At 43.1% G+C, this 24,280-nt stretch carries 32 protein-coding genes; 16 read left to right on the forward strand and 16 right to left on the reverse strand.

The genetic code is table 11. From position 1 onward, the window contains the following. Window positions 1–12: 12 nt before the first annotated feature. From MZO41_RS01820 to MZO41_RS01840, 5 genes are read left to right on the forward strand one after another with little or no spacing between them, the layout of a single operon-like run. Window positions 13–1,401, forward strand: coding sequence for an acetyl-CoA carboxylase biotin carboxylase subunit (locus MZO41_RS01820; protein ID WP_003640416.1), 1,389 nt, complete (start codon window positions 13–15; stop codon window positions 1,399–1,401). Beyond that, window positions 1,370–2,212: an acetyl-CoA carboxylase carboxyltransferase subunit beta gene (locus MZO41_RS01825; RefSeq protein WP_003640417.1), complete on the forward strand. Its 843-nt coding sequence runs from the start codon at window positions 1,370–1,372 to the stop codon at window positions 2,210–2,212. Before MZO41_RS01820 ends, MZO41_RS01825 begins: the two co-directional genes overlap by 32 nt. Further along, window positions 2,205–2,975, forward strand: coding sequence for an acetyl-CoA carboxylase carboxyltransferase subunit alpha (gene accA, locus MZO41_RS01830; RefSeq protein ID WP_003640418.1), 771 nt, complete (start codon window positions 2,205–2,207; stop codon window positions 2,973–2,975). The genes MZO41_RS01825 and accA overlap by 8 nt, the downstream gene beginning before the upstream one ends. 20 nt (window positions 2,976–2,995) lie before the next feature. Further along, window positions 2,996–3,754: an enoyl-ACP reductase FabI gene (gene fabI / locus MZO41_RS01835; protein WP_003644338.1), complete on the forward strand. Its 759-nt coding sequence runs from the start codon at window positions 2,996–2,998 to the stop codon at window positions 3,752–3,754. Continuing rightward, window positions 3,754–4,305 (forward strand): 4'-phosphopantetheinyl transferase family protein, encoded by a 552-nt coding sequence (locus MZO41_RS01840; protein ID WP_003640420.1) that lies wholly within the window; start codon window positions 3,754–3,756, stop codon window positions 4,303–4,305. The genes fabI and MZO41_RS01840 overlap by 1 nt, the downstream gene beginning before the upstream one ends. 194 nt (window positions 4,306–4,499) lie before the next feature. On the opposite strand, the gene MZO41_RS01845 is transcribed toward MZO41_RS01840, so the two are convergent. Next, window positions 4,500–5,225, reverse strand: a complete 726-nt coding sequence (locus MZO41_RS01845; RefSeq protein WP_003640421.1) for a DUF554 domain-containing protein — start codon at window positions 5,223–5,225, stop codon at window positions 4,500–4,502. A 126-nt stretch (window positions 5,226–5,351) separates the two neighbouring features. Between MZO41_RS01845 and MZO41_RS01850 the strand changes: the two genes are divergently transcribed. From MZO41_RS01850 to rsgA, 3 genes are all read left to right on the forward strand, one after another. Beyond that, a complete protein-coding gene (locus tag MZO41_RS01850; RefSeq protein WP_003644339.1) occupies window positions 5,352–6,239 on the forward strand; it encodes a LysR family transcriptional regulator in 888 nt (295 codons plus the stop codon). A 206-nt stretch (window positions 6,240–6,445) separates the two neighbouring features. Further along, entirely contained in the window at window positions 6,446–6,946 is a 501-nt protein-coding gene (locus MZO41_RS01855) for an acyl-CoA thioesterase (protein WP_003640423.1), read from the forward strand. 264 nt (window positions 6,947–7,210) lie between these two features. Next, on the forward strand, window positions 7,211–8,269 hold the full coding sequence (gene rsgA, locus MZO41_RS01860; RefSeq protein ID WP_003640424.1) for a ribosome small subunit-dependent GTPase A: 1,059 nt from the start codon (window positions 7,211–7,213) through the stop codon (window positions 8,267–8,269). Between the two features lie 60 nt (window positions 8,270–8,329). Here rsgA and MZO41_RS01865 read toward each other — a convergent pair whose 3' ends face one another. After that, window positions 8,330–8,881: a TetR/AcrR family transcriptional regulator gene (locus MZO41_RS01865; RefSeq protein WP_003640425.1), complete on the reverse strand. Its 552-nt coding sequence runs from the start codon at window positions 8,879–8,881 to the stop codon at window positions 8,330–8,332. A gap of 89 nt (window positions 8,882–8,970) precedes the next feature. Here MZO41_RS01865 and MZO41_RS01870 point away from each other — a divergent pair, with 89 nt between their 5' ends. Further along, window positions 8,971–10,674, forward strand: coding sequence for an MFS transporter (locus tag MZO41_RS01870; RefSeq protein WP_003640426.1), 1,704 nt, complete (start codon window positions 8,971–8,973; stop codon window positions 10,672–10,674). A 160-nt stretch (window positions 10,675–10,834) separates the two neighbouring features. Then, entirely contained in the window at window positions 10,835–11,701 is an 867-nt protein-coding gene (locus MZO41_RS01875) for an SPFH domain-containing protein (RefSeq protein ID WP_003640427.1), read from the forward strand. Between the two features lie 137 nt (window positions 11,702–11,838). On the opposite strand, the gene MZO41_RS01880 is transcribed toward MZO41_RS01875, so the two are convergent. Both MZO41_RS01880 and MZO41_RS01885 read right to left on the reverse strand, forming a co-directional pair. Further along, window positions 11,839–12,411: a tyrosine-type recombinase/integrase gene (locus tag MZO41_RS01880; protein ID WP_129318281.1), complete on the reverse strand. Its 573-nt coding sequence runs from the start codon at window positions 12,409–12,411 to the stop codon at window positions 11,839–11,841. 48 nt (window positions 12,412–12,459) lie between these two features. After that, entirely contained in the window at window positions 12,460–12,885 is a 426-nt protein-coding gene (locus MZO41_RS01885) for a tyrosine-type recombinase/integrase (protein ID WP_022638004.1), read from the reverse strand. 365 nt (window positions 12,886–13,250) lie between these two features. On the opposite strand from MZO41_RS01885, the gene MZO41_RS01890 reads away from it, so the two are divergent. Next, window positions 13,251–13,517 carry a hypothetical protein gene (locus MZO41_RS01890; RefSeq protein WP_003640430.1) on the forward strand — a complete coding sequence of 89 codons (267 nt, stop codon included), beginning with the start codon at window positions 13,251–13,253 and terminating at the stop codon, window positions 13,515–13,517. A gap of 84 nt (window positions 13,518–13,601) precedes the next feature. On the opposite strand, the gene MZO41_RS01895 is transcribed toward MZO41_RS01890, so the two are convergent. From MZO41_RS01895 to MZO41_RS01915, 5 genes are all read right to left on the reverse strand, one after another. Continuing rightward, the gene (locus tag MZO41_RS01895; protein ID WP_119724043.1) at window positions 13,602–14,132 is read right to left on the reverse strand and encodes a hypothetical protein; all 531 of its coding nucleotides are present in this window, start codon (window positions 14,130–14,132) and stop codon (window positions 13,602–13,604) included. A gap of 335 nt (window positions 14,133–14,467) precedes the next feature. Continuing rightward, a complete protein-coding gene (locus MZO41_RS01900; RefSeq protein ID WP_003640432.1) occupies window positions 14,468–14,677 on the reverse strand; it encodes a hypothetical protein in 210 nt (69 codons plus the stop codon). Further along, the gene (locus tag MZO41_RS01905) at window positions 14,677–14,814 is read right to left on the reverse strand and encodes a hypothetical protein (RefSeq protein ID WP_003640433.1); all 138 of its coding nucleotides are present in this window, start codon (window positions 14,812–14,814) and stop codon (window positions 14,677–14,679) included. Before MZO41_RS01905 ends, MZO41_RS01900 begins: the two co-directional genes overlap by 1 nt. A gap of 748 nt (window positions 14,815–15,562) precedes the next feature. Next, a complete protein-coding gene (locus MZO41_RS01910; RefSeq protein WP_003644342.1) occupies window positions 15,563–15,901 on the reverse strand; it encodes a hypothetical protein in 339 nt (112 codons plus the stop codon). Between the two features lie 128 nt (window positions 15,902–16,029). After that, window positions 16,030–16,230 carry a hypothetical protein gene (locus MZO41_RS01915; RefSeq protein WP_022638002.1) on the reverse strand — a complete coding sequence of 67 codons (201 nt, stop codon included), beginning with the start codon at window positions 16,228–16,230 and terminating at the stop codon, window positions 16,030–16,032. A 332-nt stretch (window positions 16,231–16,562) separates the two neighbouring features. Here MZO41_RS01915 and MZO41_RS01920 point away from each other — a divergent pair, with 332 nt between their 5' ends. Further along, complete coding sequence (locus tag MZO41_RS01920; protein ID WP_003640436.1) at window positions 16,563–17,735, forward strand: SAM-dependent methyltransferase; 1,173 nt, start codon at window positions 16,563–16,565, stop codon at window positions 17,733–17,735. Window positions 17,736–17,982: 247 nt separating this feature from the next. Continuing rightward, entirely contained in the window at window positions 17,983–18,588 is a 606-nt protein-coding gene (locus tag MZO41_RS01925; RefSeq protein WP_003640437.1) for a lytic polysaccharide monooxygenase, read from the forward strand. 374 nt (window positions 18,589–18,962) lie between these two features. On the opposite strand, the gene MZO41_RS01930 is transcribed toward MZO41_RS01925, so the two are convergent. Beyond that, on the reverse strand, window positions 18,963–19,244 hold the full coding sequence (locus MZO41_RS01930) for a putative quinol monooxygenase (protein ID WP_003644343.1): 282 nt from the start codon (window positions 19,242–19,244) through the stop codon (window positions 18,963–18,965). A gap of 389 nt (window positions 19,245–19,633) precedes the next feature. Here MZO41_RS01930 and MZO41_RS01935 point away from each other — a divergent pair, with 389 nt between their 5' ends. Next, the gene (locus MZO41_RS01935) at window positions 19,634–19,882 is read left to right on the forward strand and encodes a hypothetical protein (protein ID WP_003640439.1); all 249 of its coding nucleotides are present in this window, start codon (window positions 19,634–19,636) and stop codon (window positions 19,880–19,882) included. 144 nt (window positions 19,883–20,026) lie between these two features. Here MZO41_RS01935 and MZO41_RS01940 read toward each other — a convergent pair whose 3' ends face one another. The 4 genes from MZO41_RS01940 to MZO41_RS01955 form a co-directional block, all read right to left on the reverse strand. Continuing rightward, window positions 20,027–20,512 (reverse strand): TspO/MBR family protein, encoded by a 486-nt coding sequence (locus MZO41_RS01940; RefSeq protein ID WP_003640440.1) that lies wholly within the window; start codon window positions 20,510–20,512, stop codon window positions 20,027–20,029. Window positions 20,513–20,539: 27 nt separating this feature from the next. Beyond that, window positions 20,540–20,998, reverse strand: a complete 459-nt coding sequence (locus tag MZO41_RS01945; RefSeq protein WP_003640441.1) for a universal stress protein — start codon at window positions 20,996–20,998, stop codon at window positions 20,540–20,542. Between the two features lie 157 nt (window positions 20,999–21,155). Next, window positions 21,156–21,521: a DUF805 domain-containing protein gene (locus tag MZO41_RS01950; RefSeq protein ID WP_003640442.1), complete on the reverse strand. Its 366-nt coding sequence runs from the start codon at window positions 21,519–21,521 to the stop codon at window positions 21,156–21,158. A gap of 146 nt (window positions 21,522–21,667) precedes the next feature. Continuing rightward, a complete protein-coding gene (locus tag MZO41_RS01955; protein ID WP_003640443.1) occupies window positions 21,668–22,564 on the reverse strand; it encodes a diacylglycerol/lipid kinase family protein in 897 nt (298 codons plus the stop codon). Between the two features lie 211 nt (window positions 22,565–22,775). Here MZO41_RS01955 and MZO41_RS01960 point away from each other — a divergent pair, with 211 nt between their 5' ends. Continuing rightward, the gene (locus MZO41_RS01960; protein WP_003644348.1) at window positions 22,776–23,024 is read left to right on the forward strand and encodes a hypothetical protein; all 249 of its coding nucleotides are present in this window, start codon (window positions 22,776–22,778) and stop codon (window positions 23,022–23,024) included. A 206-nt stretch (window positions 23,025–23,230) separates the two neighbouring features. After that, window positions 23,231–23,497 (forward strand): GlsB/YeaQ/YmgE family stress response membrane protein, encoded by a 267-nt coding sequence (locus tag MZO41_RS01965; protein ID WP_003640446.1) that lies wholly within the window; start codon window positions 23,231–23,233, stop codon window positions 23,495–23,497. 212 nt (window positions 23,498–23,709) lie between these two features. Here the strand turns inward: MZO41_RS01965 and MZO41_RS01970 are convergent, their stop codons facing one another. Together MZO41_RS01970 and MZO41_RS01975 are read right to left on the reverse strand one after the other, a co-directional pair. Then, a complete protein-coding gene (locus tag MZO41_RS01970; protein ID WP_003640447.1) occupies window positions 23,710–23,931 on the reverse strand; it encodes a CsbD family protein in 222 nt (73 codons plus the stop codon). A 77-nt stretch (window positions 23,932–24,008) separates the two neighbouring features. Beyond that, window positions 24,009–24,275, reverse strand: coding sequence for a hypothetical protein (locus MZO41_RS01975; protein WP_003640448.1), 267 nt, complete (start codon window positions 24,273–24,275; stop codon window positions 24,009–24,011). Between the last annotated feature and the right edge of the window lie 5 nt (window positions 24,276–24,280).

The raw sequence follows: 24,280 nt of genomic DNA on the forward strand, positions 1-24,280 counted from the left end.
GAGGTATGGCGATTGTTTAAAAAAGTCTTAGTCGCGAACCGTGGTGAAATTGCGGTCCAAGTTATTCGCGCGCTTCATGAGATGGGGATTAAAGCGGTCGCTGTCTATTCAGTGGCTGATCAGGAGAGCTTATTTGTACATCTGGCTGATGAGGCGGTCTGTATTGGGGCGAGTCCCGTCAACCAGTCATATTTGAATATGCAAGCAATTATTAGCGCTGCTAATTTGACCGGGTGTCAGGCGATTCATCCAGGCTACGGCTTTTTATCTGAGAATGCGGAATTTGCCAAAATGTGTGCGGATTGTCAGTTAACGTTTATTGGACCGCGTCCTGAGGTGATTGACCAGATGGGTGACAAAGAAAATGCCCGGCAGACCATGCAACGATTAGGCGTACCCGTGATTCCCGGCAGTCCATCGGTGCTTAAGGATGTTGAGGCGGCTATGCAAGCTGCCCATACCTTAGGTTACCCAGTTATGATCAAAGCCGCTGCTGGGGGTGGCGGTAAGGGGATTCGCGCGGTTAGTAATGATCAAGATTTAGCGAAGGCTTTTCGAACCGCTCAGCAGGAAGCTCAAGCTTCATACGATGATCATCGGTTGTACTTAGAAAAAATCATTGCCCCGGCGAAGCATATCGAAGTGCAGGTCTTAGCCGATCAACAGGGGCATGTTATTTATCTACCAGAGCGCGATTGTTCGCTACAACGGAATCATCAAAAAGTGTTAGAGGAAAGTCCATGTGCGGTCATCACGACTGCTGAACGGACCGAATTGGGACAATTAGTGGCTGACGCAACCAAAAAGTTGGGTTATACAAATACGGGTACCTATGAGTTTTTAATGGATCAGCAGCATCATTTTTATTTTTTGGAAATGAATACGCGGTTGCAAGTTGAACATACGGTTACTGAAATGGTAACGGGTATTGAATTGATTAAAGCGCAAGTACAAATTGCAGCTGGTATGCCTTTAAAAATTAAACAAGCGGATGTGAAAATTCATGGTGTTGCCATGGAGTGTCGCTTGAATGCGGAGGATCCATACCACGATTTTCGACCGCAACCTGGAAAAATCACCCGGTTGATCTACCCAATGGGGACACTGGGAGTCCGGATTGATGCTGGTGTGGTGACTGGTAGCATGATTGCACCGTTTTACGACTCGATGATTGCCAAAATCATTGTTCACGGTATTAATCGGAAGATGGTCAGTCGCAAGATGCATCGTTGTTTATTGGAATTGACCATCGATGGGGTTCAAACGAACCGGATCTTCTTAGCAGGATTAGTTGCAGATTCGACTGTTGGCCGTGGTACCTATACCACAGCTTATATCGAACAAGACTTTTTGAAAGGATGGTTAAGTGATGCCCAAGCGCAAGTTTCAAGCACCCACTGAACGGCAGTTAGCTGTTCGACGGGATAATATTCCAGACGCGTTATTGACGCGCTGTCCAGTTTGTCATGAAGATTGTTATACCCAAGATCTCGGTGAATTCAAGGTATGTCCCCATTGTGATTATGGGTTTCGCTTGCCTGCTTGGCAACGTGTTCAACAATTGACGGCGAGTTTTGAAGAGCGGGATGCGGACCTAAGTGCGCCCGTCAGTTTTGATGACCCTGCATATTTAAAAAAGTTGCAGCGTGCCAAAGCAGCCTCACACTTGAATGAGAGCGTATTGACTGGTATTGGGACGTTAGCGACTTATCAATTTGGGTTAGGTGTCATGGAAACTAAATTTATGATGGGGAGTTTGGGGGCGGCAACCGGTGAGAAAATTACGCGATTATTTGAAACTTGTACGACCCAAAAACTTCCCGTTGTGATGGTTACTGCTTCTGGCGGGGCGCGTATGCAAGAAGGCGCTCGTGCATTGATGCAAATGGCTAAGGTGTCCACGGCGGTTGCAAATCACCGAAAAGCTGGACTATTGTATATTACAATTTTAACTGATCCAACCACTGGTGGTGTCACGGCTAGTTTTGCGATGCAGGGTGACATTATGTTGAGCGAGCCACGAGCGCTCATTGGATTCGCGGGTCGGCGAGTCATTGAACAAACCATTCAACAGACACCACCTGCGGATTTCCAACGGGCGGAAACCTTATTGGCCAATGGATGGTTAGATCAAATTGTGCCCCGACCAGCCTTACGGAAAACACTACAACGATTATTAACAATCACTCAGGGAGGTCATCAGGATGTCTAAAGTAACGGCCTACGAACAAGTTCAAGCAGCCCGGGATGCTAGTAAGATTAGCATTCAAACGTTGATTGATGGCTTGACAGAGGATTTTTTTGATTGTCATGGTGATCGTCAACGGGCGGATGATCCAGCTGTAATCGCCGGCTTAGCAACAATTGCTCAACGGCCCGTCACCATTATTGGTATTCAGAAGGGTCAAAATTTGGCCGAGAATCAAGCTCGGCATTTTGGCTGTGCGACGCCTAGCGGTTATCGAAAAGCATTGCGGTTAATGCGGCAAGCAGAACAATTACGGCAGCCGGTCGTGACCTTAATCAACACGCCGGGTGCCTATCCGGGTGTCGATGCGGAATATGAGGGACAAGGACGAGCAATTGCTGACTGTTTGTTAGCAGGATTACAATTGCGAGTACCATTTTTGAGTTTGATTGTTGGTGAAGGTGGCAGTGGTGGTGCATTAGCCTTAGCATGTGGTGATCAAGTCTGGATGTTGGCGAATAGTACTTACTCGGTGTTATCGCCTGAAGGCTATGCCACTATTTTATGGAAAGAATCGCAACGTGCTGCTGAAGCTGCGGAAAAAATGCGCTTGACGCCGACAGAATTATTGGCAGATGGAATTATTGATCGGATTATTCCTGAAGTAGCAACCGCAGCAGATTGTCAACCGCTGAAAACGGCCATTGACGAGACATTAACTGCTTTAACAGCAAAGTCGGTGACGGAACTGGTTACGCAACGCCAAGCCCGTTATCGGCAATTTTAAATAAGTGAGGAATGATAAGTATGGATGGAATTTTATCGGGTAAGACTATTGTGGTCATGGGTGTGGCCAATCAGCGCAGTATTGCCTGGGGGTGTACCGAGGCATTAATTGCACAGGGGGCCCAGGTTATCTTGACTTACCAAAATGACCGTTTGAAGCAAAGTTTACAGCGGTTTGTTGCGCCAGATGTGCCGTTAATTGCCTGTGATGTTGCTGATGATGACAATGTTGATCGGGCATTTGCAAGCATTAAACAACAGTATGGTGCCATCGATGGGATTATCCATGCGATTGCTTATGCGGATAAAGCAACGTTAGAAGGTGATTTTGTGAATACCACGAAAGCTGGATATGATTTGGCACAAAATATTAGTGCGTATTCGCTGATTGCAGTTGCCCGAGCAGCTCGGCCAATGCTGAAACCAGGAGCCAGTCTCGTAACGTTGACGTATTTTGGATCAGAGCGAGCCGTACCAAATTACAATATGATGGGGGTTGCTAAGGCCGCGTTGGAAGCAAATGTGCGTTACTTGGCACGTGACCTTGGACCACAACAAGTCCGCGTGAATGCAATTTCAGCCGGAGCAGTCAAAACGTTGGCGGTAACGGGTATTCATGAGCATCAGCAATTATTAAAATTATCTCGCAGTATGACAGTTGATGGAGAACCGGTAAAAACGCGTGAGATCGGCAACGTGGCTGCCTTTTTATTAAGCGATCTCTCGACTGGAATGACCGGGGACGTGGTATACGTGGATAAAGGGGTCCACTTAAGTTAATGCCAATCACTCAAGTTGTCTTTAAACGGCAGTGGCTTCAGATGCCGGTCGATGTTTCTAAAAAAATGCGACGGGTCACTCAGCGAACCGTGAGTCGCCAATTAATTCAGCAAGTGTTATCGGTACCATTAGCTTATCATCGATTGGGCCAGCCCTATTTTCCAAGTCATCCTCGATTAGGTGTTAGTGTTAGTCACACGCACCAGTTAGTGATGGTAGCGGTTGGTCCGGGACCTCTGGGGATTGATGTTGAACAGGTCCGTCCATATGATGTGACTGCCATTCGGCGAGCCTTTACATCGGCGGAATGGCAGCTATTACAGGCTTTATCGGTGCAAGATCGTTATCGGTTAGGGTGGCAACTTTGGACGGCTAAAGAAGCGGTATTAAAGTTAGTGGGCTGTGGTTTGACCCATGCGCCCAGCCGTGTTGAGGTTCTTGATTTAGAACGTGGACTAGCGTGCTATCAAACACAGTTATACCAGTTGACGCCGTTAGAATTGCCTGCGACTCACGAGGGATTTTTGGCTCGTCCCTTGTCGGTTGGCTGATTGGAGCGTGTTGTTGGTATTAACTTTAGTGCGTTCTTTTTTAAGTTTAGTGAACAATGGCCACTGGATTTTATTATCGGCCGACTGGGTTGACCTGCTATTGCAAGCCTTCTACGTGCTGACTAAAAGCAGTTCTGAGCAAGCCATAATTGTGGGCTCAGAACTGCTTTTTAATTTGTCCTTCAATAATTTATCTATAATAATGGCAATACAAAATTCATCCATAACCATGAAATCGGCATGATAACGACCATCATCGGAATCATATCGGCGGTCGGAAACATCTTGACGGCAATAATGCGAAAGCCGCTGGCAACCATTAAAATACCACCGACCGCTTTGAAATCTAGAATCATGTCAGGAGTGGTCAAGGGAAAGACTAGGTGAGCGATTAAGAATAAAGCAGTCAGGATGATTAGTTGGGGAACAGCAATTAAGGAAACAACTAACCCTAAGTTAGCACCGAAAATTACCGCAGCAAAGAAGTCCAGAATCGATTTGGAAATCAAAATTGTGGCGTCGCCGTTCATCCCTTCAGTTAAAGTCCCGTAAATACCAGTTCCACTGGCACAAAATAGTACGATTACCGTGACCATTGTCTGTTCAAAAGCCTGTTTCTCAAAAGTTGCTGGTGCTTTGACAAACCGTGAAATGAAACGTTGCATCGCGGCAGCGCCGTGATTGATTGCAGTTCCCAAATGACAAAGTAATCCAATACCTGTTCCGATAATAACGGCAAAGATGACCGCCGCTAGATTTTTTAGTGGTGCAATCGCGTAAATCCCCATACACATGGAACAGATCCCAAAGGACATATTCAGCCCATCTTTTAAACGTTGTGACATTCGTTTGCCGGTCAATGCGCCGACAATACCCCCGAAAAAGATTGCACACACGTTAGTAATAATTCCAATTGGCACGCAAGCCCTCCTCAATATTTAATTGATAAAAACAACAGCTATTAGTTTAGAGCTTGTTTCGGATAAGAACAATTCTGAATATGTGGTAAACTATTCTAAATGGGAATAGTTAGAAGAGGGTTAATTATGGAAACACGGAAATTGGCAGTGTTTGTTGACCTTGCCACGACCCAGAACTATAGTCGCAGTGCTGAACGCATGTTTTTGTCACAGTCGACCATTTCAAAGTACATTATGGCTTTAGAGCGCGATTGGCAGGTCCAATTATTTGAACGTGCGCATCGGCAAGTCACGTTAACACGGATTGGGCAACAATTATTGCCACGGGCCCAAGCAATTCTGCGCGAAGAGCGTCAGTTACAACAAGTTCTGGCCGCTAATACCGCTCATAATGCGCAGTCGCTGGTTGTTCAGGGACTACCATCTTTAGCACAATACCAGGCTTTTCATATTATCACGGCATTTACGAAGCGGTATCCGGAAGTGAAATTACAATTTAGTGAGGCGAGTGTCGATCAGTTAGCGCATGCACTGGATCATACGAATGTCGACATTGTATTTACACGGATTTTCGGGGATCAACCCAATAATTATGACGTTTTATTGAATGAGACCGATCAGTTTGTGGTCCTTGTTCCGAAAGACGATCCGTTGGCGCAACAAGCTGAGATTAGTCTGTCGATGCTGGCACATGAATCAATTTTATTATTGAAAGATACCATCGGTGAAGATAACCCGTTGTTTTCGGCATTTCAAAAAATGCATACGCCACAGATGGTCTATGATGGTCAACGAATTGATCTCATTTTAGAAATGCTGAATCAGGGTGATGGTGTCTCGGTTGTCATGGCGCGGTCATTTGATCTCACTGGTTTTGACAACATTAAAGCAATTCCACTGACGCCTACTATTCGCAGTCAGATGGCTTTCATGAAACGTCCAGATAATCACGCTGCCGTGGTTGCTAAATTTTGGGCGTTTGCGACGAAGTATAGCCAATCACTTTCAGATTAATTGTGGCGGCTGATCACATTCTAACGATGTGTCTTGAATCGGAATCAAAGCCGACGATGACATAAGGATAAAAGCAGTCGGTTTCGGTGGTCGTAGCAGGAAGGACGTGTCCGAACAACAACCGAGCTAGTTAGTCTGTTTTAATCACATTGTAGGTCGTTTGCAGTGATATAAATAAAAATAATTAAAGATGACGGGGTGCAGACATGGAACCAATTCATATTTCACAGACTTTATCAATTACCAATCACCGTGTGTTTTCAGCTGATTTGAATGAGCACGACACGGTTTTTGGCGGAAAAATCTTGGCGACTATCGATGATAATTCATCGATTGCCGCATCGCGAGTGGCTCGAATTGAGACGGTGACCGTGTCAGTCGATCAGGTCAATTTTTTATTGCCGTTTCGGTTACAAGACTCAATGTGTGCGGAATCTTACGTTTCGGGCGTTGGTCACCGCTCAATCGAGGTATTTACTAAAATCATTGGTGAACACTTGAAGACCGGCGAACGGTTTTTGGGATTGACTTGCTTTTCAACGTTCGTGGTGACGGACCGTAATATTGAATTACCACTGTTAGTCGCTGATAAACCAGAATACACGTTTGTTGCTCAGGGCTATCAAGAGCGGCAGGCCGCCCGGTTAGCCAAACTAAAGCGCCAGCAAGACTTTAATGCGCACATTAGCGTTGAATTGCCGTGGTGAATCGATTTAAATTGACAATTTTGGTGAGACTTGTTAAATTGTAATTATCAAATATAGGAGGGGTGTTTTATGTCGGGCATTCGTTAGGGTGTTGTTGAGCGAAAAAAGTGGGTTGGACCCGCTTAGTTTCGTGTACCCTAATGTGACGAATGGCCTGGCAGATAGACATGCCGGACGGTTTTTGCGCACAGTTGGGATAAGACTGTGCGCATTTTTAATTCGCAGAGCGTTAGGGTAAGTCACTTTGCGAAAGGATTATAAAAATTGACAATTAATTTAATTAAATATGGATTGACGACGGCGGTTCAAGCCGACTTGACTAAGGAAAACGGTCAAATACTTGGCCGGATTATCGGCCAACATCGTGATTGGTACCAAGTCATCACGACGGCTGGGGAACGTTCAGCACAAGTTACGGGAAAACTGGCTTATGAAGCGGCCAGTCCCGCGGCATTTCCGGCGGTTGGGGATTGGGTGTGCCTATCTTCATCCGCTGATAATCAGGCGCAGATTGAAGCAATCGCGCCACGGCAGAGTGTCTTGGCGCGCGGTGCCGTGAACCGCCAAGACGGCCAAATCATTGCGACAAATATTAATACCATCTTTATCTGCATGTCATTGAACGCGGATTTTAATGTGCGGCGGTTAGAACGTTACCTGACGATTGCGTGGGATAGCGGTGCACTTCCGGTCATTGTCTTAACCAAGGCGGATCTCTGCACGGATCTAGCCACTAAGTTACGGGCTGTGGCGGATGTCAGTGTCGGCGTACCAACGATCACTTGTTCGGTCGAAACGGGTCAGGGTTTGGATGAATTGCAACCATACCTAACGACTGGTCAAACGGTGGCCTTCGTGGGCTCTTCGGGTGTCGGTAAGTCGACTTTGATTAACCGATTGTTGGGCCAGGATATCTTGGCGACGAAATCGATTCGTACAGATGATGACAAAGGGCGGCACACAACGACGAGTCGGCAATTAATACCGCTACCAACGGGCGCCTGTGTCATTGATACACCAGGAATGCGTGAGTTACAAATCTTCATGGGTGATTTAAATCAAACTTTCGCGGAAATTGCCGCATTGGCGACACAGTGTAAGTTTAATGATTGTACCCATACTAGCGAGCCTGGTTGTGCGGTACGGGCAGCAGTTGAGGTGGGCACGGTAACGTCTGAACGGTTACAAAGCTATCAAAAATTACAACGTGAAATGAGCTATCAAGGACTCAATTCACGCCAGTTGGAGCAGGCTAAAATTCAGCGGATGTTCGGTGGCAAACAAGCGATGAAGCGTGTTAAACAACGTTACCATCGCGACTGAGTTGATAAGTAAATTAAAGAAGCTACTAAACGGGATGTCGGCAACGGCACCCCGTTTTATTTAGGACCTACTTTCGTTATCGCGTAGAGTGAACCGAGTGACCTGTTGAGCGAGATAGGCCGGTGTTTCAACCATCCCATTCTGTTGCCAATGAACGAGCATATTGATGACCGCACCAGAAAAATAAGCCGTGTAGTACGGTTGGCGAAGCGCGGTATTGCTTGAACCGATAATACGGTCTTGTTTAATGAGTAATGCAAAGACGGCTTCGAAACTTTGAATAAAAATCTGGGCTTTTTCGTTTTTGATCAATAACGCATTTGTCGCTGCCATTTGTTGCATGAGAGTGAAATATTGAGTCATCAATACCTGCAATTTAACCTTTGATTGTCGCGGTAATTGGCGCAGATATTGAAGGATAGTCTGTTTTTGATAGGCCAAAATAATCTGATCGAAGTTGGCGAAATTACGGTAAAAATAGGTGCGAGAAACCTGAGCGTGCTGACAAAGTTCTGTGATTGAAATACGACTGAGTGGTTTTTGCGACATAAGCTGTAGTAAGGCCGCATAAACCGCAGTTAAATTTTGGCGTTTTCGTGTTTGTGGGTCCATTGGTTACAACATCTCCTTTTTTGTAACGTAAGTATTTATTTATGACCATTTTACCAGATATACTCCCATTAACTTAACGGGAGGCGATTATGATGAAAAAATCGACGAAAGTAATTGCAATGATGATGATTGGCATTTTTCTATGTATGCTTGATACGACGGTTATGAATATTGCGTTGCCAGCAATTCAGACGGGACTAAATACTGATTTGACGCACCTGTCGTGGGCACTGAATATTTACACCGTCCTGTTTGCTAGTCTGGCGATTCCACTCGGTCGGTTAGCGGATGTCTGGGGACGTGGGCGGATGTACTTGATTGGACTCGGGCTCTTTGGTATTGGTTCACTAACTTCTGGATTGAGTCTCAGTGTCGGGCTGCTGATTACTGGCCGAGCGATTCAAAGTATTGGTGCGGCCATCGTCTTCCCGGCTAGTATGACGATTGGTATTCAGAGTGTTGCACTCAGCAGGCGTACGGGGGTCATTGCAAGCTTGGGCGTGATGCAAGGGCTAGCCGCAGCGTTAGGACCAACCATTGGTGGTGCGGTCACTCAATTTTGGGGGTGGCGGGGAATTTTCCTGATTAACGTGCCTTTAGTTGCCGTCGCGTTGTGTGGTTGCATCGCCTGGCTATCATGGCGGCACCCTAGTCATGGTCAAGTAAAACTAGACCTCGGTGGGAGTGCCTTAGTGATGACGACCTTATTGGCATTGACGTTGGTCCTGGTTAAAGGTAATGACTGGGGATGGACGAGTCGCGTAGTCCTGAGCCTGGGCGTCACTAGTGCGCTAACATTGATTGCCTTTGTCTGGATGGAGGCCCACGTCTCAGCGCCGATGGTCCCATTAGCCCTATTTAAAGACCGACAGTTTAACGGTGCGGCGTTAGCGACCGTGTTATCAGGGGTCTTTATGGTGGGACTATTAGTCTTGATGCCGAGTTTCTTCACGAAAGTTCAAAGTAAGACGGAATTGATGGCGGCGATTATGATTACGCCCGCTTCAATGATGATTTTTATTTTTTCACCAATCAGTGGTTTCTTGTTAGCAAAGCTTGGTGCGCGGCGCGTGATCTTTAGTGGTAGTCTCGCAATAGCTACGGGTTATGGGGTACTTAGCTTGATGAGTCCTAGTCAGTACTGGCAGTTTGCATTGGCGGCGTTACTGGTTGGTGCGGGCTACGGCACGATTATTGGGCCAATTACGGTATTAGCGGCCGGTGATTTTACCGGTGAGTTACTGACAGCGTCACAAAGTGTGATTGGCGTGTTTCGGCAAATTGGCACATCGTTGGCCGTAGCCATTTTTGTGTCAGCTTTAGCCGCTAATTTGACAACGGCTAAGACACAGATACGAACGTATGCAACGACGACGGTCACTACTTTATCAATTCCTAAGCAAGCCAAACGTGATACGTTACGCGTGGTTGACCACCAATTAGCAACTGAGCAAACCGCGCAAACGGTCCACGAGCCAATCACGGCGGCTAAGGCCCGCCGGTTGGTTGCTGCCAATTATATGCAAGTGTTAAAAGCACGGTCATTGCAGTCCGCTCCAGTGCGTATCAAAGCTCAAATTCATCAGCAGGTGGCCCAAAAGGTTCACAGTCAAGTTAAACACACTAATCAGCGAATAAGGACTGCTGCATCAGCGATTAAGGCCAAAACCAAAATTGAGTTAACTGCTGCGTTTATGCGCCCCTACCAAGTCGCTTGGCCATTCACACTATTGCTAGTGATGACGACCTGGTGTTTTGCGGGACGGGAGCGGAAAAGTGGCAAGCCGAGTTAAGTCACGTTGATGGGGATGGACTTCAGGCACGTTTGAATAGCTGAGCCGGGAGGGCCGCGAAGGTGATTGCCACCACTGACTTTGGAACTTGCCATCGAACTTAGATTTGCGAGCATGTGAGGCGCTTATGCTATAATAAGGGCCAAAGGGGGTAGTCTTGATGAAAGAAAAACAAGTGTTTCATATCAATGGCTATATTGGTCTAGTGTTAGCGATCGCATTTGTGTTAGTTGGCGGTTGGCTGGTTTGGGCCGGTGCGACTGGCGATCATTTTGCGAGTATCTTTTTGGGCGCATTGCTAATTATTATTGCGGCCTTTGGGGCTAGTTCGCTAACAATTGTGGGCCCCAACGAGGCGCGCGTGTTAACATTTTTTGGTAAGTATATCGGGACAATTCGTGATTCAGGGCTGTTTATGACCGTTCCGTTAACCAGTAAGTTTTCCATTTCACTGCGGGTCCGCAACTTTAACAGTGCCATTTTAAAAGTTAATGACCTCCGGGGAAATCCCGTGGAAATTGCGGCCGTTATCGTGTTTAAAGTTGTTGATACCAGTATGGCACTCTTTGCAGTGGATGATTATGAACAATTTGTTGAGATTCAAAGTGAATCAGCGGTGCGGCACGTGGCCTCTGAATATCCATATGATACGTTTGATGACGACAAGAAGATTACGCTGCGGAGCAATCCAACCGAAGTTTCTGACCGGTTAATGGAAGAACTTCAAGAACGGCTAAATGTTGCGGGGGTCGAGATCGTTGAGACGCGCTTAACGCATCTCGCATACGCGACTGAAATCGCCAGTGCGATGTTACAACGCCAACAATCTTCGGCAATTCTATCTGCTCGCAAGGTCATCGTGGAAGGGGCCGTTTCAATCACGGAAGACACGATCGCCCGTTTAGAGAAAGATACGGGGATGCAGCTATCAGACGATAAGAAACTGCAACTGATCAATAACATGATGGTCACCATTATTTCGGAGCGGGGTACGCAGCCGATTGTGAATACTTCGGAAGTTAAGTAGGAACGTTGATATAACAACATCTATAAGATAATAACAATCAAGGCGAGCCTTATTTTTTAAGGCTTGCCTTTTTTTCCGTAACGAGTGCCGTAATGTTTTGGCAATCTTTTTGTTAAAAACGATGAATTTCAGTAAATTTAGTTTAAAAATGTATTCAGTTTTTTTACTGCGTCTTCCTTAATTTTTGGCGTGATTTCCGCGTACAATTTGGTGGTCTCTGAATCAACGTGTCCCATTAAGTCTTGAATGTCGTTAATATCTACGCCAGCTTCGCGTAATCGTACACCATAAGTGTGACGACACCCATGAACGTTTAAACGAGGAATACCCGCACGATCACAGATTCTGGGCATGGCAACTTGTGCAGAAGTAATGGCCAGAGGGTAACCGTGAAACTTTCCCGTGGGCTTGATAAAGATGAAGTCATTCAAGTCAATATCAGACCGATTGAGCTTAATTATTTCATTTGGATGAGTTTGTTTAAATAGATCCGGTAGTGCATCATAGGCGCAATCTGTTAAAGGAATCTTCCGAATACTTTTTGTCGTTTTGGGCGTGTCTAGCATCATATCTTTTAATCCAATGTCATTTACCTTAACTTCAGAGTTATAAATGCGAATGGTGTCGATACTGATTATGCAATGCTTGAAGTCTACTCGTGACCATCTAAGAGCCAGATCTTCTCCAACTCGTAAGCCACAGTCGAACATGAGTAGGAAAAAGGGGTACCACAATGATAGATGTTCCAACTGAGCGGCCTATAAAAATTTATCGGTTTGTTCCTTAGTGAAATAGCGCATTTTTCTAACCTCGTGACGATACTTGCGATTGAATTCTACATGTCGAGTAGGGTTAACTTTGATGTAATCTAAGCGTACAGCTTTCTCTAGGGCGTTTGAGAGCGTCTGATTGATGGACTGGACTGTGTTCCAACCATATCCATGTTTAGAACGTCCAGCTCCTTCTTCCATGAAAAGGTTATTGATAAATTTCTGATGAACATTAAACGAATAATCTTTAAGCTGGTAATCACCAATTCGGGGATTGATGTAGAATCTGATATTCCGACGATGGATTTGAATGGTATCCACCTTTACATTTACTTTTAAGTTATCGATCCAGTACATCAGATACTCGCCCAGTGTCATGTTGGCCTTGCTATTCGATAATCGGTTGTTAGCCACAGCTTCGGCCTCAATTAGCTTAGCAGCATCTTGGGCTGCTCGCTTGGTTTAAATCCTTGCCGGTGTACTGGTTTTTGCTTACCGGTTCCAGTATCCATGCCTTGATAAGCCATAAATTGCCAACGCTTTTTACTACCAAAATCTGTTGTGTATTCAGGAACGAATTAAATAGGATCAAAGACATTGTAATTTAGAGCGGCAAAGAATGGCATTACTATCGCATTTTTGGAGGCTTCTTCAGTTTTCAACATTTCATGCTGTCGCCTTTTTTGACAAACTATTTATTTTGCTTTCAACTTCACTGAAAAAAAGAAAATTTTGAGTTAGAAATTGGTGATATCAAGAACGGTGAGTTTAACTTTAAGTTGAAATATTATGTCTATCAAGTCGAAAAAGGCTCATTAAGTGAGACCATAACAATTGAAATTAATGTTACTTTCAATAAAAGCGACTTTGAAAACTGGCCTACCTATGATCCTGCAGAATCACTTGAGAAAACAGTAAGAGCTATGTTTGTGATGGCCGCAGTTATTTCAATCGGAGTTGTAGTTGCTAGTTCATCGCCTGTTACGGGTGTTGCCGCAACATTTTTAGCGCTTGCTACAAATTTCTTAACAAATAATAAAGTATAGGTTAAAGAAAAATTTAGATGAAAAATGAACAAGATGAGAAACCAAAATTAGTTTCTCACCTTGTCTTTTTTAACGCTCAGATTCCTATACTAGAAATCCTATAATTGCCATTACGAACAATGCGGAATAGGATTTCAAATGGTACCTAACTAAATCTTTGTGGTCCTGTTCGTTTGGTAGTAGAAAAGCTTGTTTTTCAATGGGATGCTCATGCCAAATAGGTTGTTGTCTCCAAAAATCATACAGTTGTTGGGGAAGTGCTATTGCAGGTGGAATTGCCATTATAAAGCCTATAATGGCTGGCCAGAATGGGGTTCTGCTATTTCCGAAAGCAATTACGTAAAAGCTCCATATAAGTGAACCATAAAAACAACATTTAGCAACTGTAAATTCTAACCAGAAGAGTAGTTCGTTTTTTAGGGAACTTCTACGATACGTTTGAAGAACTTTTTTCTTGAGCTGCCTAATTTTGCGACGGGAGTCGTTCTTTCTTAGAAAAAGTCCCCAAAAATATAGCTCGTCCGATCTGGTATAGTTCATAATTCTTTTTTGAATCTTAATGACATATGTGAGTAAGATAAACTCAACTAACACTGCCAATCCCAATAATGGCAAATTTCTCCCTCCTTAAAGAGCTACTCTTATCTCATCTCTGATAGTGACTTATCATGAGTGTTAGAGATATACTATCGCTGATTTTAGACGCTGAAACCTTAACAGTTAAGCCAACGTGGTGTTTATTGTATTCGGCCACGATAACTGCCTACATGTATAAATGACATGGTATCATGCCATTTATGTATGTAGGTTGCTAATGACTCTTTTAATTGATGGTTATGTTGGTTTTCTCAAAGAGGCCAACTTTAACTAGGTAACAATTAATGAGATCATAGCAGCACTTGAACCTATTAATCAAGAACCATTAATTTCTCCATTTAATCAATGTGTAGCTATTTGTTGTTATCTTTAATTTTTTTATGTAAAAAATTATGTCTATCCGAGATAAGCGTAAGTAATTCTGTCAGATCATCATCAGTAGCATAGTCTCGAATGAAGCCTTTAGCCGTAGAACGTTTGACAATGTATTTTTTTCTTTCCTTATTTTTCTCGTCCCATTTTTTATTAGCCTTAATGCGTGCCTCACTTAGTTTTTCACCCATTATAATTTCACCACCCAATAGATAGTAACAATCACGATTACAGCCAACAATCCCCAAAGTATTGCATCTTTCCAGTCACGCAAATTCAGTTCAAGTTCCACATTAATATGTTTGCGATGGATGTTGATGAGTTTCATTTTGCTCACTCCTTTGCTATAATAAAAGTGTAATAAAGAGGGCGGGCGAGCGCCCTCCGTGAAAGAATTACCAATCAATCGAAATTTTGAAGTCTATGATTATCAAGTGAACCGCAAATTCTAACTTGATATGAATGGGCTTCTTTTTCATATGACGGGGAAATTTAATCACCTCCTCTTTAGTACATCAATCACTTTACACGTTATGACGTGTAAAGTCGATGAATAATTTCAAAATATCCACGCGGTTTAGATGTGGGCATAGACGGATAGTTCTCGGGTAGTAGAAAATCAAGAAAAAAGAGAAATTTCTGCCGGGTGAGGTCCGACATCTATCAGTTATGCAAGTTGACTCGTATTTCATTTTTATTTTGTGGTGAAGAAATCATGTTGAAATAGAAAAACAATCAATCCAAAATTGTAAAAAGAGCCTGTTTAGGGTGCCTTGTAAAGGCAGTAAAACCTAGTAATAGAAAAAGGCTAGATGGTCACCATTATTTCTGGGCAGGTACTCAGCCAATTGTGAATACTTCGGAAGTCAAGTAGGAACGTTGATACAACAACAATCAAAGTTGTAGCAGTAACATAAAAGGCGCTCAGCAAATGAGCGCCTTTTATACTACAGTTAAGTTCAAACAGTAACAAAAATTGACATCATGACCCGCTAATCTTTTAAAAAGATGCTCCTTTTGGGGATGCCTTCAATGGGTCAAATCGTAGCTGGAACACTCTTTATGAATTGCTAGGGTTACTTTCCAACACCGCTCATGGCAATTAGGCCATACCAACCGTGGGCAAACATTTTATTTGTAGAAGTTGTTAAGTTGGCAATTAACTGATCTTGTTCAGATGAGAAATGGTATTTTTTAGCGACAGCCATCACTTGAAGTTGACCGATTAATTCATTGATTGCGTCGGGTATTTGTTGATAACGCTTAGTAACTGAATCTGGTTGGTTGATAGTTGCGTAGGCTTGGCTAATTAATTTTCTGATTTCAACTTTTTCAATTGGAACTGAAGTGTTTAGCTGTTCTAAAAGCTGATTAACAGTTGTTAAACGCGCTAATTTCTGTTGCTGTTTCATCATTGAATCCCCCAGTGTAGTGTTTAGTTTGAATAAATGAATTAGTTATAAATGATATAGACTTCACGTTACTACTATATAGGCTAACATACAAATGAATACTGTACTGCATCAGCAATTTAGTTTTTATGTTAATTTAGTTGTCCGTTTAGATAGGCTTTGCCAATAATAATAATTAACCCTATTATGATTAATAATAAACTAACATAATTAAGTGGCCGACTTTTGCTCTGATAGTGAGTGAACCAGCCATACTTGATCCGGGTGTTAAAGACATTGATGATGAGGCCAATGCCAGTGACGAGGCCGCCAATTGCGATAATGAAATCCATTTGTAATCCCTCCATTTAGTTTAAGCAATTTAGATGTAATGACTGCAGTAAATATTGATGCTGAACAATCTCGATGTTTGGCAACAGACCTTAGTTCTTGGTATTTAAAAAATAGGTCATTCTGAATTTAACATTAGTAGTTTAAGATTATCAATATAAATATTATGAACAGCATAATTTTCAGTATAAATAAAACTGACAATCATTGCTATTATTAGAAATACCGTTTGCGGTTCAATACAGGTTCAGTGAAATAAAGACAATCAATCTTCCAGAAAATCAAATTCAGGTATATAATGTTTCATACACAAAACATTATATAGGAGACTGTTATGCTAGACAAAATCATTTATAAAAACTTATTTAGTAAAGCGTTCGATATTACTATTGAAGTCACTTATTGGGATGGGCAAATTGAACGGTATGGTACCGGCATGCCAGCTGTTAAAGTTCGATTAAATAAAGAAATCCCAATTAAGCTATTAACTAATCAGCCAACATTGGTTTTAGGTGAAGCATACATGAATGGGGATATTGAAGTAGACGGGAGCATTCAGGAATTAATTGCCTCTGCTTACCGCCAAAAAGACAGTTTTTTGACACATAATTCATTTTTGAAACACTTGCCAAAAATATCACATTCCGAAAAAAGCAGTACAAAAGATATTCAAAGTCATTATGATATCGGCAATGATTTTTATAAACTATGGTTAGATGATACCATGACCTACTCTTGTGCGTACTTTGAACATGACGATGATACTTTAAAACAGGCACAACTCAATAAAGTGAGACATATTTTAAATAAGCTGGCAACCCAGCCTGGTAAAAGATTATTGGATGTTGGGAGTGGTTGGGGAACATTATTATTTATGGCCGCGGATGAGTTTGGGTTAGATGCAACGGGTATTACTTTAAGTCAAGAACAGTATGATTATACACAAGCGCAAATCAAGCAACGTCATTTGGAGGAAAAAGTGCATGTGCAGTTAAAGGACTATCGAGAAGTCACTGGCCAATTTGATTATGTCACCTCGGTAGGTATGTTTGAACATGTTGGTAAAGAAAATCTAGGGTTGTACTTTAATAAAATTCAAGCGTTCTTAGTTCCAGGAGGTCGAGCTTTAATTCATGGCATTACAGGTCAACATGAAGGTGCCGGCGTTGATCCATTTATTAACCAATATATTTTCCCAGGGGGCTATATCCCAAATGTTGCTGAGAATCTCAAACATATTATGGCTGCTAAGTTACAATTTTCAGACATTGAACCCTTGCGGCGCCATTACCAAAAGACGTTAGAAATCTGGTATCACAATTATCAGCAGGTCGAACAACAGGTCGTCAAGAATTATGGGGAACGATTTGACCGCATGTGGCAATTATATTTACAGGCATGTGCAGCTGCTTTTGAGGCCGGAAATATCGATGTTATTCAATATCTATTAGTGAAAGCGCCGAGTGGAACTGGCCTTCCGATGACTCGCCATTATATTTATGATTGATCTTGTCGGTTCTGCGGTAGTCGTATCGAAATATAGCTCCACAATAAACATGTAGTTTCATTGATCCCTCATAAAAACATGAGGGATTTTTTATTATGGATCTGGAATGATAGACAAGGGCAACCATTCCAGACTTGTTCAGTATTAGGCTGGAATCGATAGGCATAGAAAAGATTTCGGGCCTCTGTGCATCTTGGTGGCTATCATGTTGTCAGGGCGTTATAGTGACAATTGAGGAGGGGATCTTATGTTGAGCACCAAGAAGAATCATGTATTACGGTACTTATTTATTATAGTTGGTATGATGATCGCGTTTTTAGGTTGTGGCGTGATTCAAGTTTCAGCACATGGCTTTGTGACGAACCCGGGTGGCAGAGCTTATCTGGGGAGTACTTGGTATCCAGGTGGGCCTTTGAATACCAATATTGGTTCGGTTATGTATGAACCACAGAGTATTGAAGCGCCCCAAAATACATTTATTGATGGCAAAATTGCCAGTGCCGGTATTGCTAACTTTGCACCACTGGACGAGCAAAATGCCAAACGGTGGTATAAGACACCTGTGAAGGCCGGCAATCTTAGTGTGACTTGGCAGTTAACTGCTCGTCATAAAACTAGTACTTGGGATTACTATATTACCAAGCCTGGCTGGAATCCAAACGCACCACTTAAGTTTAGTGATTTCAAGAAGATAGCTAGTTATAATGACAATGGTGCCATCCCTAGTGAATTTGTAACCCATCAAGTCAATATTTCTGCTAATGAAAAAGGCTATCAAGTGTTACTCAGTGTTTGGAATATAGCGGATACTGGTAATGCGTTCTATCAAGTCTCAGATATTGACGTACAGTAATTAGATGAGGCCTAAATTTACTTTGAGGTGATTTTAGACTATAAAAGTTGTCTTTGAGATATCGTAAAGGTCTTACTGGCGTTTATTGGCTAGTAAGACCTTTTTAAATGTGCTTTAAGGATTCATAGAAGCGAATGGCGATGACCGGTCTTTACTGATTAGTGAAGAACAGGTTGCTATTGTAAATTAGTGGTAATAATTAAGCGGATGCCGGGAATCAGATTTGCGATTACAGCTTGGCAGCTGGCATTTTAGCATTAAGGAGTACGCGCAGGAGCATCCCCTCAATGCAAGTTAGTTGAACCAAGGTGGCTCAAATTTGTGATTCAATAGGTGACTGTCAGTTGCGCTCATGTGACTACAGTACCAAGTCGTTAGTGATCCATCCGGGTAATTTCAGGCTCAGTTATTAGATACTCGTTGATATGAGCGAGAAAGTTCTGGAAGTGCGGTGTTTTATTATGGAAATCCACGGCGGCTTGGTCTTGCCAGTGCTCAATAATCTCGTAGTCATGGTCATGACCTAGTTGTTTGAAGTGGCCGTAGAAACCGTTGCCGGGTTCTTGTGATGAATTGACCACTAGCTCATGAATAAAGGCTTCATACTGAGTGGTTAACTCAGGCTTGACGTGTAGTGCGACATTAATGACTTTCATTGAATACTCCCCCTGTTGTTCGTGCTTGCGGACTGATAACCTACTCGGTGATGCCGATAAAGCCGCCAAAGCATTGAAGCGACTAGTCGTCACCATCTTACTGTAATAATCTTACAAAAAGAATATTCTGATTATATCGTACGAGACCAGGATTTTACAATGAAAACAGGTATCAATTATGCAACTGCATCTGATTAATTACTCATTTATCAAGGCCGATTGATGCGGGCGAAAATTTAAACGAATTAGGCGGTATATCGGGGTATCAGTGACCTGTACGATTATCATTTTTTAGTAATAATAACCAGCAGATGTATATTTATGGATTTGTCATTCAAGACGCGGTATATTAACAATGTTAAATACTAATTCCTAGGGGGTGGACAATAATGAGTAAAGTTTATACGGATGTGTTCAACATCAAGCATACGGATTGTACGGTAGTCGATACCATCAACGAATTTAGTCGAATTTTTATTATCCAGGATAAACACGGCTCACGGTTTACGTGTCTCAAAGATGATGCCCGCCCAGCTAAAAAGGGTAGTGGCCATTGGACGAGTGCCAGTCCGGAAGATGCGCCACAAGATTACGCTGTGCCGTATCGTTCAAGAAAACGGCAACGTAGAACGCTTTAAATAGTTGATTGGTAATCAGTGCCGATACACGGGGCCCTGGCGGTGACAACACCAGTTAAGCCGCGTTAAAACTTTAATACAATAAGATAACGGTCCCATCAGTAACAATGACTGATGGGACCGTTATTTGATTTGCGATTATATTTAATTTAATAATGCGACGCCTAATGTCAAATAAGTTGCAAAACAGATCCAGACCAAGTAGGGGACCATCAAAATTGCGGCTAGCCGACTACTGCGATAGAACTGTAATATGCAAAGTAAGACGACTAAATCAAGCACAATGATAATGACTAAGCCCCACCAATAAGCCGACTGGTTGAAAAAGATGATGCTCCAAATAAAGTTTAGTAACAGCTGGATACCAAACAGGGTGGCATCCATGAGGCGGTCACGGTGTGTCGTAGCCTGCTGGAAAACTAAGTAACCAGCAATCGCAATCAGCGCATATAGGATCGGCCAAACGATGCCAAAGAGGCCATCTGGTGGTGATAGTACTGGCAAGTTGAGCCCATTGTAAACGGCCTTAATGTCTCCCGCGAGCCATGCCGACAGACCACCGATTGCTTCGACGACCACAATGAAAATGAGCAGATGAAGCCAATTGAATTTAGGGCGTTCTTTGATCATTGATTTTTCCTTCCTTCTATTAGTCGTCTAATCAGGGTCGTCAATTGTGTTAATGACTGTCACGTTGACTTCCGCTTTTTGTACGACGTACGCGGTTGTTGAGCCTAGCAAAATTCGAGAAACCGCGTTGGTGCCGGATTTGCCCATGACGATTAGATCAATTGCATATTTTTGGGGAATATCAGTTGCAATGCTAGCTTTTGGTGAACTATTAACTTGAATTGGTAGGGATTCGACTTGTGCTGCCGAAGCCATTTGCTGACCACGATCCAGAATGTCCTGACTATTATCTTTTGCGACTTTTAGAAGGTTTGTATATAGCGTTCCCCCGTAAGCTGCAGGACTATACGCATTCAGGCGTGTAATATCAATAACATTGACCAGAAATAATTTAGATTTAAACGTCTGGGCTAGTTTGACCGCGTGTTTTAAAGCCATGTAGGCATTATCAGAGCCATCAAGCGGGACTAGAATATTTTGATACATCCTCAGGACCTCCTAAATGAAATGATGTTATTTATTATATTAATGATAACATTCACATAATTAGTGCGTCTATTAATATGATTAACTGCCAGCGCTCAGTCACAAAAGGCGCAACCATTATGGGCCGCTTAGCCAATAAAAGTTGCGCCTAGTTAAATTATTGCCAACGATTTGAGCGTGACGGCAACACCATTAAGATGAAGAACCAAATGGTCCCAATTATTGGAACTAAGTCAATTAAAATCCACCATGCAGTGTGATCACTGTCATGCAATCGCCGAAACTTCAACGAGAGTGTTCCTAACCAAACGATTAATGCGATGAGTTTACTCATCGTATTAACACTCAGATCGCTCCAATTGTAAATATCCTCGATGGGGTGTCCCATAATCATCTGAATAATTGCAATGATAATACCACCAAGAATGTAGTTAATGATAACGGGCCACCAGTACTCAGAGCGTGTTGCTGTACCCGAAAAGTTTAAAAGATTGTCCCAAAATTTGCGATAAGCAGATGCCATCGTAATCCCCCCAATAAAGTTATGATGTGAACATTATTATTTTTTCCCTGTGTTAATTGGGATTAATTAATAACTATGTTTAACTATAATCAAAAAGTTAATAGTACGCAATCAATATGTTGATTATATTAATAAAAAATACGTCGTTATTCGATGACTGCTGGTACGATCAATTCGAAGCGGTCCGTCAAATAGGTCAATTCAATTGGTAGTTTAACCGCTGGGTCGCCGTCAATACGTGTCGTCACGGCTTGACCAGTTGCACTCGTAATTCGTGCACTGGTTGCCGTTAGCTGTGTAATGGCCTTGGAGTTTTGCAAGTTCCCCGTTAGTGCGAACCAAAAATATGGAATTACTTGCCGCCAGCCAATGTTGTTAAGTAGACTAATATGCATTTTTCCTGGAGCAGACGCGCTATAGACGTGTCCACCGACTGATTTGGTCGTTGTAATCAAACAGAACCATGTTTTTAAGGTGTGGCTTCCTTCGTGTTTGAATTGATATCGAATTGGCAGTGACTTATTGTGACCAATATGGCGAATAGCACGGTAAAGATAGCTTAATTTACCGAATCGCTGCTTCTCAGATTGTCGAACTTCATTGGAAATGTCAGCCAAATTACCGAATGTCAGTGAACTCACGACTGCCCGGCGTTGATTACAAACTAGCATGCCGACTGCTTGGGTCGCCGGCTGAGTACAAATTAGTTCGATGGCCGCTTGGGGGTCAGTTGGTAACTGGTAGCGGGTGGCAAAATTATTAACCGTTCCCATGGGAATAACGCCGATACGAATATGTGCTTCAGCTTGGATTAGGGCTGTCATTGCAACGTTCAGTGTGCCATCTCCACCAATAACAATTAGTGCTGACAGTTGAGGAAGCGTTTGCTTAATTAACGCAATTGCCCGGGGGATTCCTGGTGTTGTCAGTAATTGAGACTCAATGCCGTGGTTCGATAGCGCTTGCGCGGTTTGATGGGCGACGGTTGCCGCTTGCCCATTACCCGCTTGTCCGTTATAGAAAATGCCGTAAGTTGTTGCCATGACAATCACCTCTTGATTAAAAAATTAAGTTTATTCATCGCTTATTTAGTAAGCTTTTGATAGTCTCAGTATAGCTTGAACACTAGTTTGACTGGAAATGATATGCATCATTACTGAATTAGTCGGGTCAATGAGCATTTTGATTGCTCAATATAAATATTATAGTTATGATAATTTTAATCACACAATATCGGGATGGAGCGTGTTCACAATGGGATGGATAGGTGTTGCGATATTAGGACTAACAATAGGTATCGTTGCAAATGCGGTAGGCGCACATGGTCGGCGTCAAACGACAATTAATTTAATCGCAGGCTTATTCGGTGCACTTGGTGGCCAGCTGTCTTTTGGATGGTTCGGGCCAACAGTTGCTGGAATGACGTTGTTGCCAGTCGTGAGCGGGGCGATGATACTTATTGTGATCGGAACCGTTGCTGCCCAGGCGCTTCAGCCGCAGTAATTGTGATTAGGCATAAAAGGATTTGTTGAAGTAGCACTTGTTAGCGTTATCAAAAGATGGAGGTGTCCGTAATGGCTAAAATTAAACGACAGACCCCTGGTTTTTGGGGTAAATTGTCACTATTGATTGCAATTGGGCAATTAGGATTGACTGTGTTTCGAGAAGTGCGGCAGTTCAAACACCGCCGCTAAAAAGGGGATGACAGCATGCATTGGTTATGGGTAATGATTGTTGGCGCGGCGGTTGGTGCTTTTGCAGGTGCTATCATGAGCCCCAGTCAATCGCGGGGTTGGATCGGTCACATTATTGCTGGCGTTCTTGGGGCACTCATTGGTGAAGGTGTGCTGGGGCCGATGGGGCCTGAGTTAGCCGGAATGACTGTGATACCAGCCGCAATCGGTGCAATTGCCGTCGTTCTGATAATGATGTTCGTGGTTCAGTGGGCACGGGTTCGACGGTCAAAACACAATTGAACAGTGCCAATTGACAGCCTGGCTGTTACGCTCGGCATCAAAAAATGTTAAACATCACCCTAAACAAGCCCCACAGGTGACTTCGAGGTACTAGCTTACTCGAAGTTGTTTTTGTGTGCGCCGATGGGGGCTCTCATTTGAAGTGGCGTAATCATAAAAAAACGGATGGTGATTTTGATCACCATCCGTTTGCGCCGTGCCCACGACAAATTTTAATCGTCAGATTTCTTCTTCATTTTATCCTTAGCTTCATCCACGACGCCCTTAACAGTTTCTTCTGCGTCAGCTAATTTGTCCTTAGCTTTGCCCATTAAGGATTGTGTTTTGCCCTGGGCTTCACGTGCACGGTCCCCGGTTACTTTACCTTCGACTTCTTTGGCCTTGCCGCTCAACTGGTCCTTCTTGCTATCGAACTTCTTGTTAACATCACTCATAAAAAGCGCCTCCTAATATAAGAATTAACCTTAGTTTGCGATAAGTGATGACAAAACGCAACCAATATGCACAATGCTCATAACCACTCGGTCAGAAAGGCAATCAGTAGGGCAGCAAAGTTGATCAGCCAAATTTGTTGTCGCTGGGGGAGCATGATTGTCGGATGATGTGTCAAAACGATCGTGTTCAACAAAACCATTAAAATAATCAGGGCGCTGAGCCCGTAATTTGTAGCGATCAACAGATGGTCGCTGGCAATGCCGGCCCAATGAGTCAGGGCAAAAATCAAGTTTAAAAAACACGCAATTAAGATACTATGGCGTAGATACTTTAACGTGGTCATCAATG

The sequence above is a fragment of the Lactiplantibacillus sp. C232 genome (assembly GCF_023806725.1).
Taxonomy (GTDB): Bacteria; Bacillota; Bacilli; order Lactobacillales; family Lactobacillaceae; genus Lactiplantibacillus; species Lactiplantibacillus plantarum.

What these genes read in the sequence shown, in the direction of transcription:
- MZO41_RS01880 (WP_129318281.1), bottom strand. Translation starts at nt 12,411, where the DNA reads ATGTTCGACTGTGGCTTACGAGTTGGAGAAGATCTGGCTCTTAGATGG.
- MZO41_RS01905 (WP_003640433.1), bottom strand. Translation starts at nt 14,814, where the DNA reads ATGAAACTCATCAACATCCATCGCAAACATATTAATGTGGAACTTGAA.
- MZO41_RS01925 (WP_003640437.1), top strand. Translation starts at nt 17,983, where the DNA reads ATGTTGAGCACCAAGAAGAATCATGTATTACGGTACTTATTTATTATA.
- MZO41_RS01850 (WP_003644339.1), top strand. Translation starts at nt 5,352, where the DNA reads ATGGAAACACGGAAATTGGCAGTGTTTGTTGACCTTGCCACGACCCAG.
- MZO41_RS01875 (WP_003640427.1), top strand. Translation starts at nt 10,835, where the DNA reads ATGAAAGAAAAACAAGTGTTTCATATCAATGGCTATATTGGTCTAGTG.
- MZO41_RS01935 (WP_003640439.1), top strand. Translation starts at nt 19,634, where the DNA reads ATGAGTAAAGTTTATACGGATGTGTTCAACATCAAGCATACGGATTGT.
- MZO41_RS01975 (WP_003640448.1), bottom strand. Translation starts at nt 24,275, where the DNA reads ATGACCACGTTAAAGTATCTACGCCATAGTATCTTAATTGCGTGTTTT.
- MZO41_RS01945 (WP_003640441.1), bottom strand. Translation starts at nt 20,998, where the DNA reads ATGTATCAAAATATTCTAGTCCCGCTTGATGGCTCTGATAATGCCTAC.
- MZO41_RS01955 (WP_003640443.1), bottom strand. Translation starts at nt 22,564, where the DNA reads ATGGCAACAACTTACGGCATTTTCTATAACGGACAAGCGGGTAATGGG.
- MZO41_RS01940 (WP_003640440.1), bottom strand. Translation starts at nt 20,512, where the DNA reads ATGATCAAAGAACGCCCTAAATTCAATTGGCTTCATCTGCTCATTTTC.
- MZO41_RS01840 (WP_003640420.1), top strand. Translation starts at nt 3,754, where the DNA reads ATGCCAATCACTCAAGTTGTCTTTAAACGGCAGTGGCTTCAGATGCCG.
- MZO41_RS01965 (WP_003640446.1), top strand. Translation starts at nt 23,231, where the DNA reads ATGCATTGGTTATGGGTAATGATTGTTGGCGCGGCGGTTGGTGCTTTT.
- MZO41_RS01930 (WP_003644343.1), bottom strand. Translation starts at nt 19,244, where the DNA reads ATGAAAGTCATTAATGTCGCACTACACGTCAAGCCTGAGTTAACCACT.
- MZO41_RS01915 (WP_022638002.1), bottom strand. Translation starts at nt 16,230, where the DNA reads ATGGATTTCATTATCGCAATTGGCGGCCTCGTCACTGGCATTGGCCTC.
- MZO41_RS01950 (WP_003640442.1), bottom strand. Translation starts at nt 21,521, where the DNA reads ATGGCATCTGCTTATCGCAAATTTTGGGACAATCTTTTAAACTTTTCG.
- MZO41_RS01970 (WP_003640447.1), bottom strand. Translation starts at nt 23,931, where the DNA reads ATGAGTGATGTTAACAAGAAGTTCGATAGCAAGAAGGACCAGTTGAGC.
- MZO41_RS01870 (WP_003640426.1), top strand. Translation starts at nt 8,971, where the DNA reads ATGATGAAAAAATCGACGAAAGTAATTGCAATGATGATGATTGGCATT.
- MZO41_RS01865 (WP_003640425.1), bottom strand. Translation starts at nt 8,881, where the DNA reads ATGGACCCACAAACACGAAAACGCCAAAATTTAACTGCGGTTTATGCG.
- MZO41_RS01920 (WP_003640436.1), top strand. Translation starts at nt 16,563, where the DNA reads ATGCTAGACAAAATCATTTATAAAAACTTATTTAGTAAAGCGTTCGAT.
- accA (WP_003640418.1), top strand. Translation starts at nt 2,205, where the DNA reads ATGTCTAAAGTAACGGCCTACGAACAAGTTCAAGCAGCCCGGGATGCT.
- MZO41_RS01900 (WP_003640432.1), bottom strand. Translation starts at nt 14,677, where the DNA reads ATGGGTGAAAAACTAAGTGAGGCACGCATTAAGGCTAATAAAAAATGG.
- MZO41_RS01825 (WP_003640417.1), top strand. Translation starts at nt 1,370, where the DNA reads ATGCCCAAGCGCAAGTTTCAAGCACCCACTGAACGGCAGTTAGCTGTT.
- MZO41_RS01960 (WP_003644348.1), top strand. Translation starts at nt 22,776, where the DNA reads ATGGGATGGATAGGTGTTGCGATATTAGGACTAACAATAGGTATCGTT.
- MZO41_RS01910 (WP_003644342.1), bottom strand. Translation starts at nt 15,901, where the DNA reads ATGATGAAACAGCAACAGAAATTAGCGCGTTTAACAACTGTTAATCAG.
- MZO41_RS01855 (WP_003640423.1), top strand. Translation starts at nt 6,446, where the DNA reads ATGGAACCAATTCATATTTCACAGACTTTATCAATTACCAATCACCGT.
- fabI (WP_003644338.1), top strand. Translation starts at nt 2,996, where the DNA reads ATGGATGGAATTTTATCGGGTAAGACTATTGTGGTCATGGGTGTGGCC.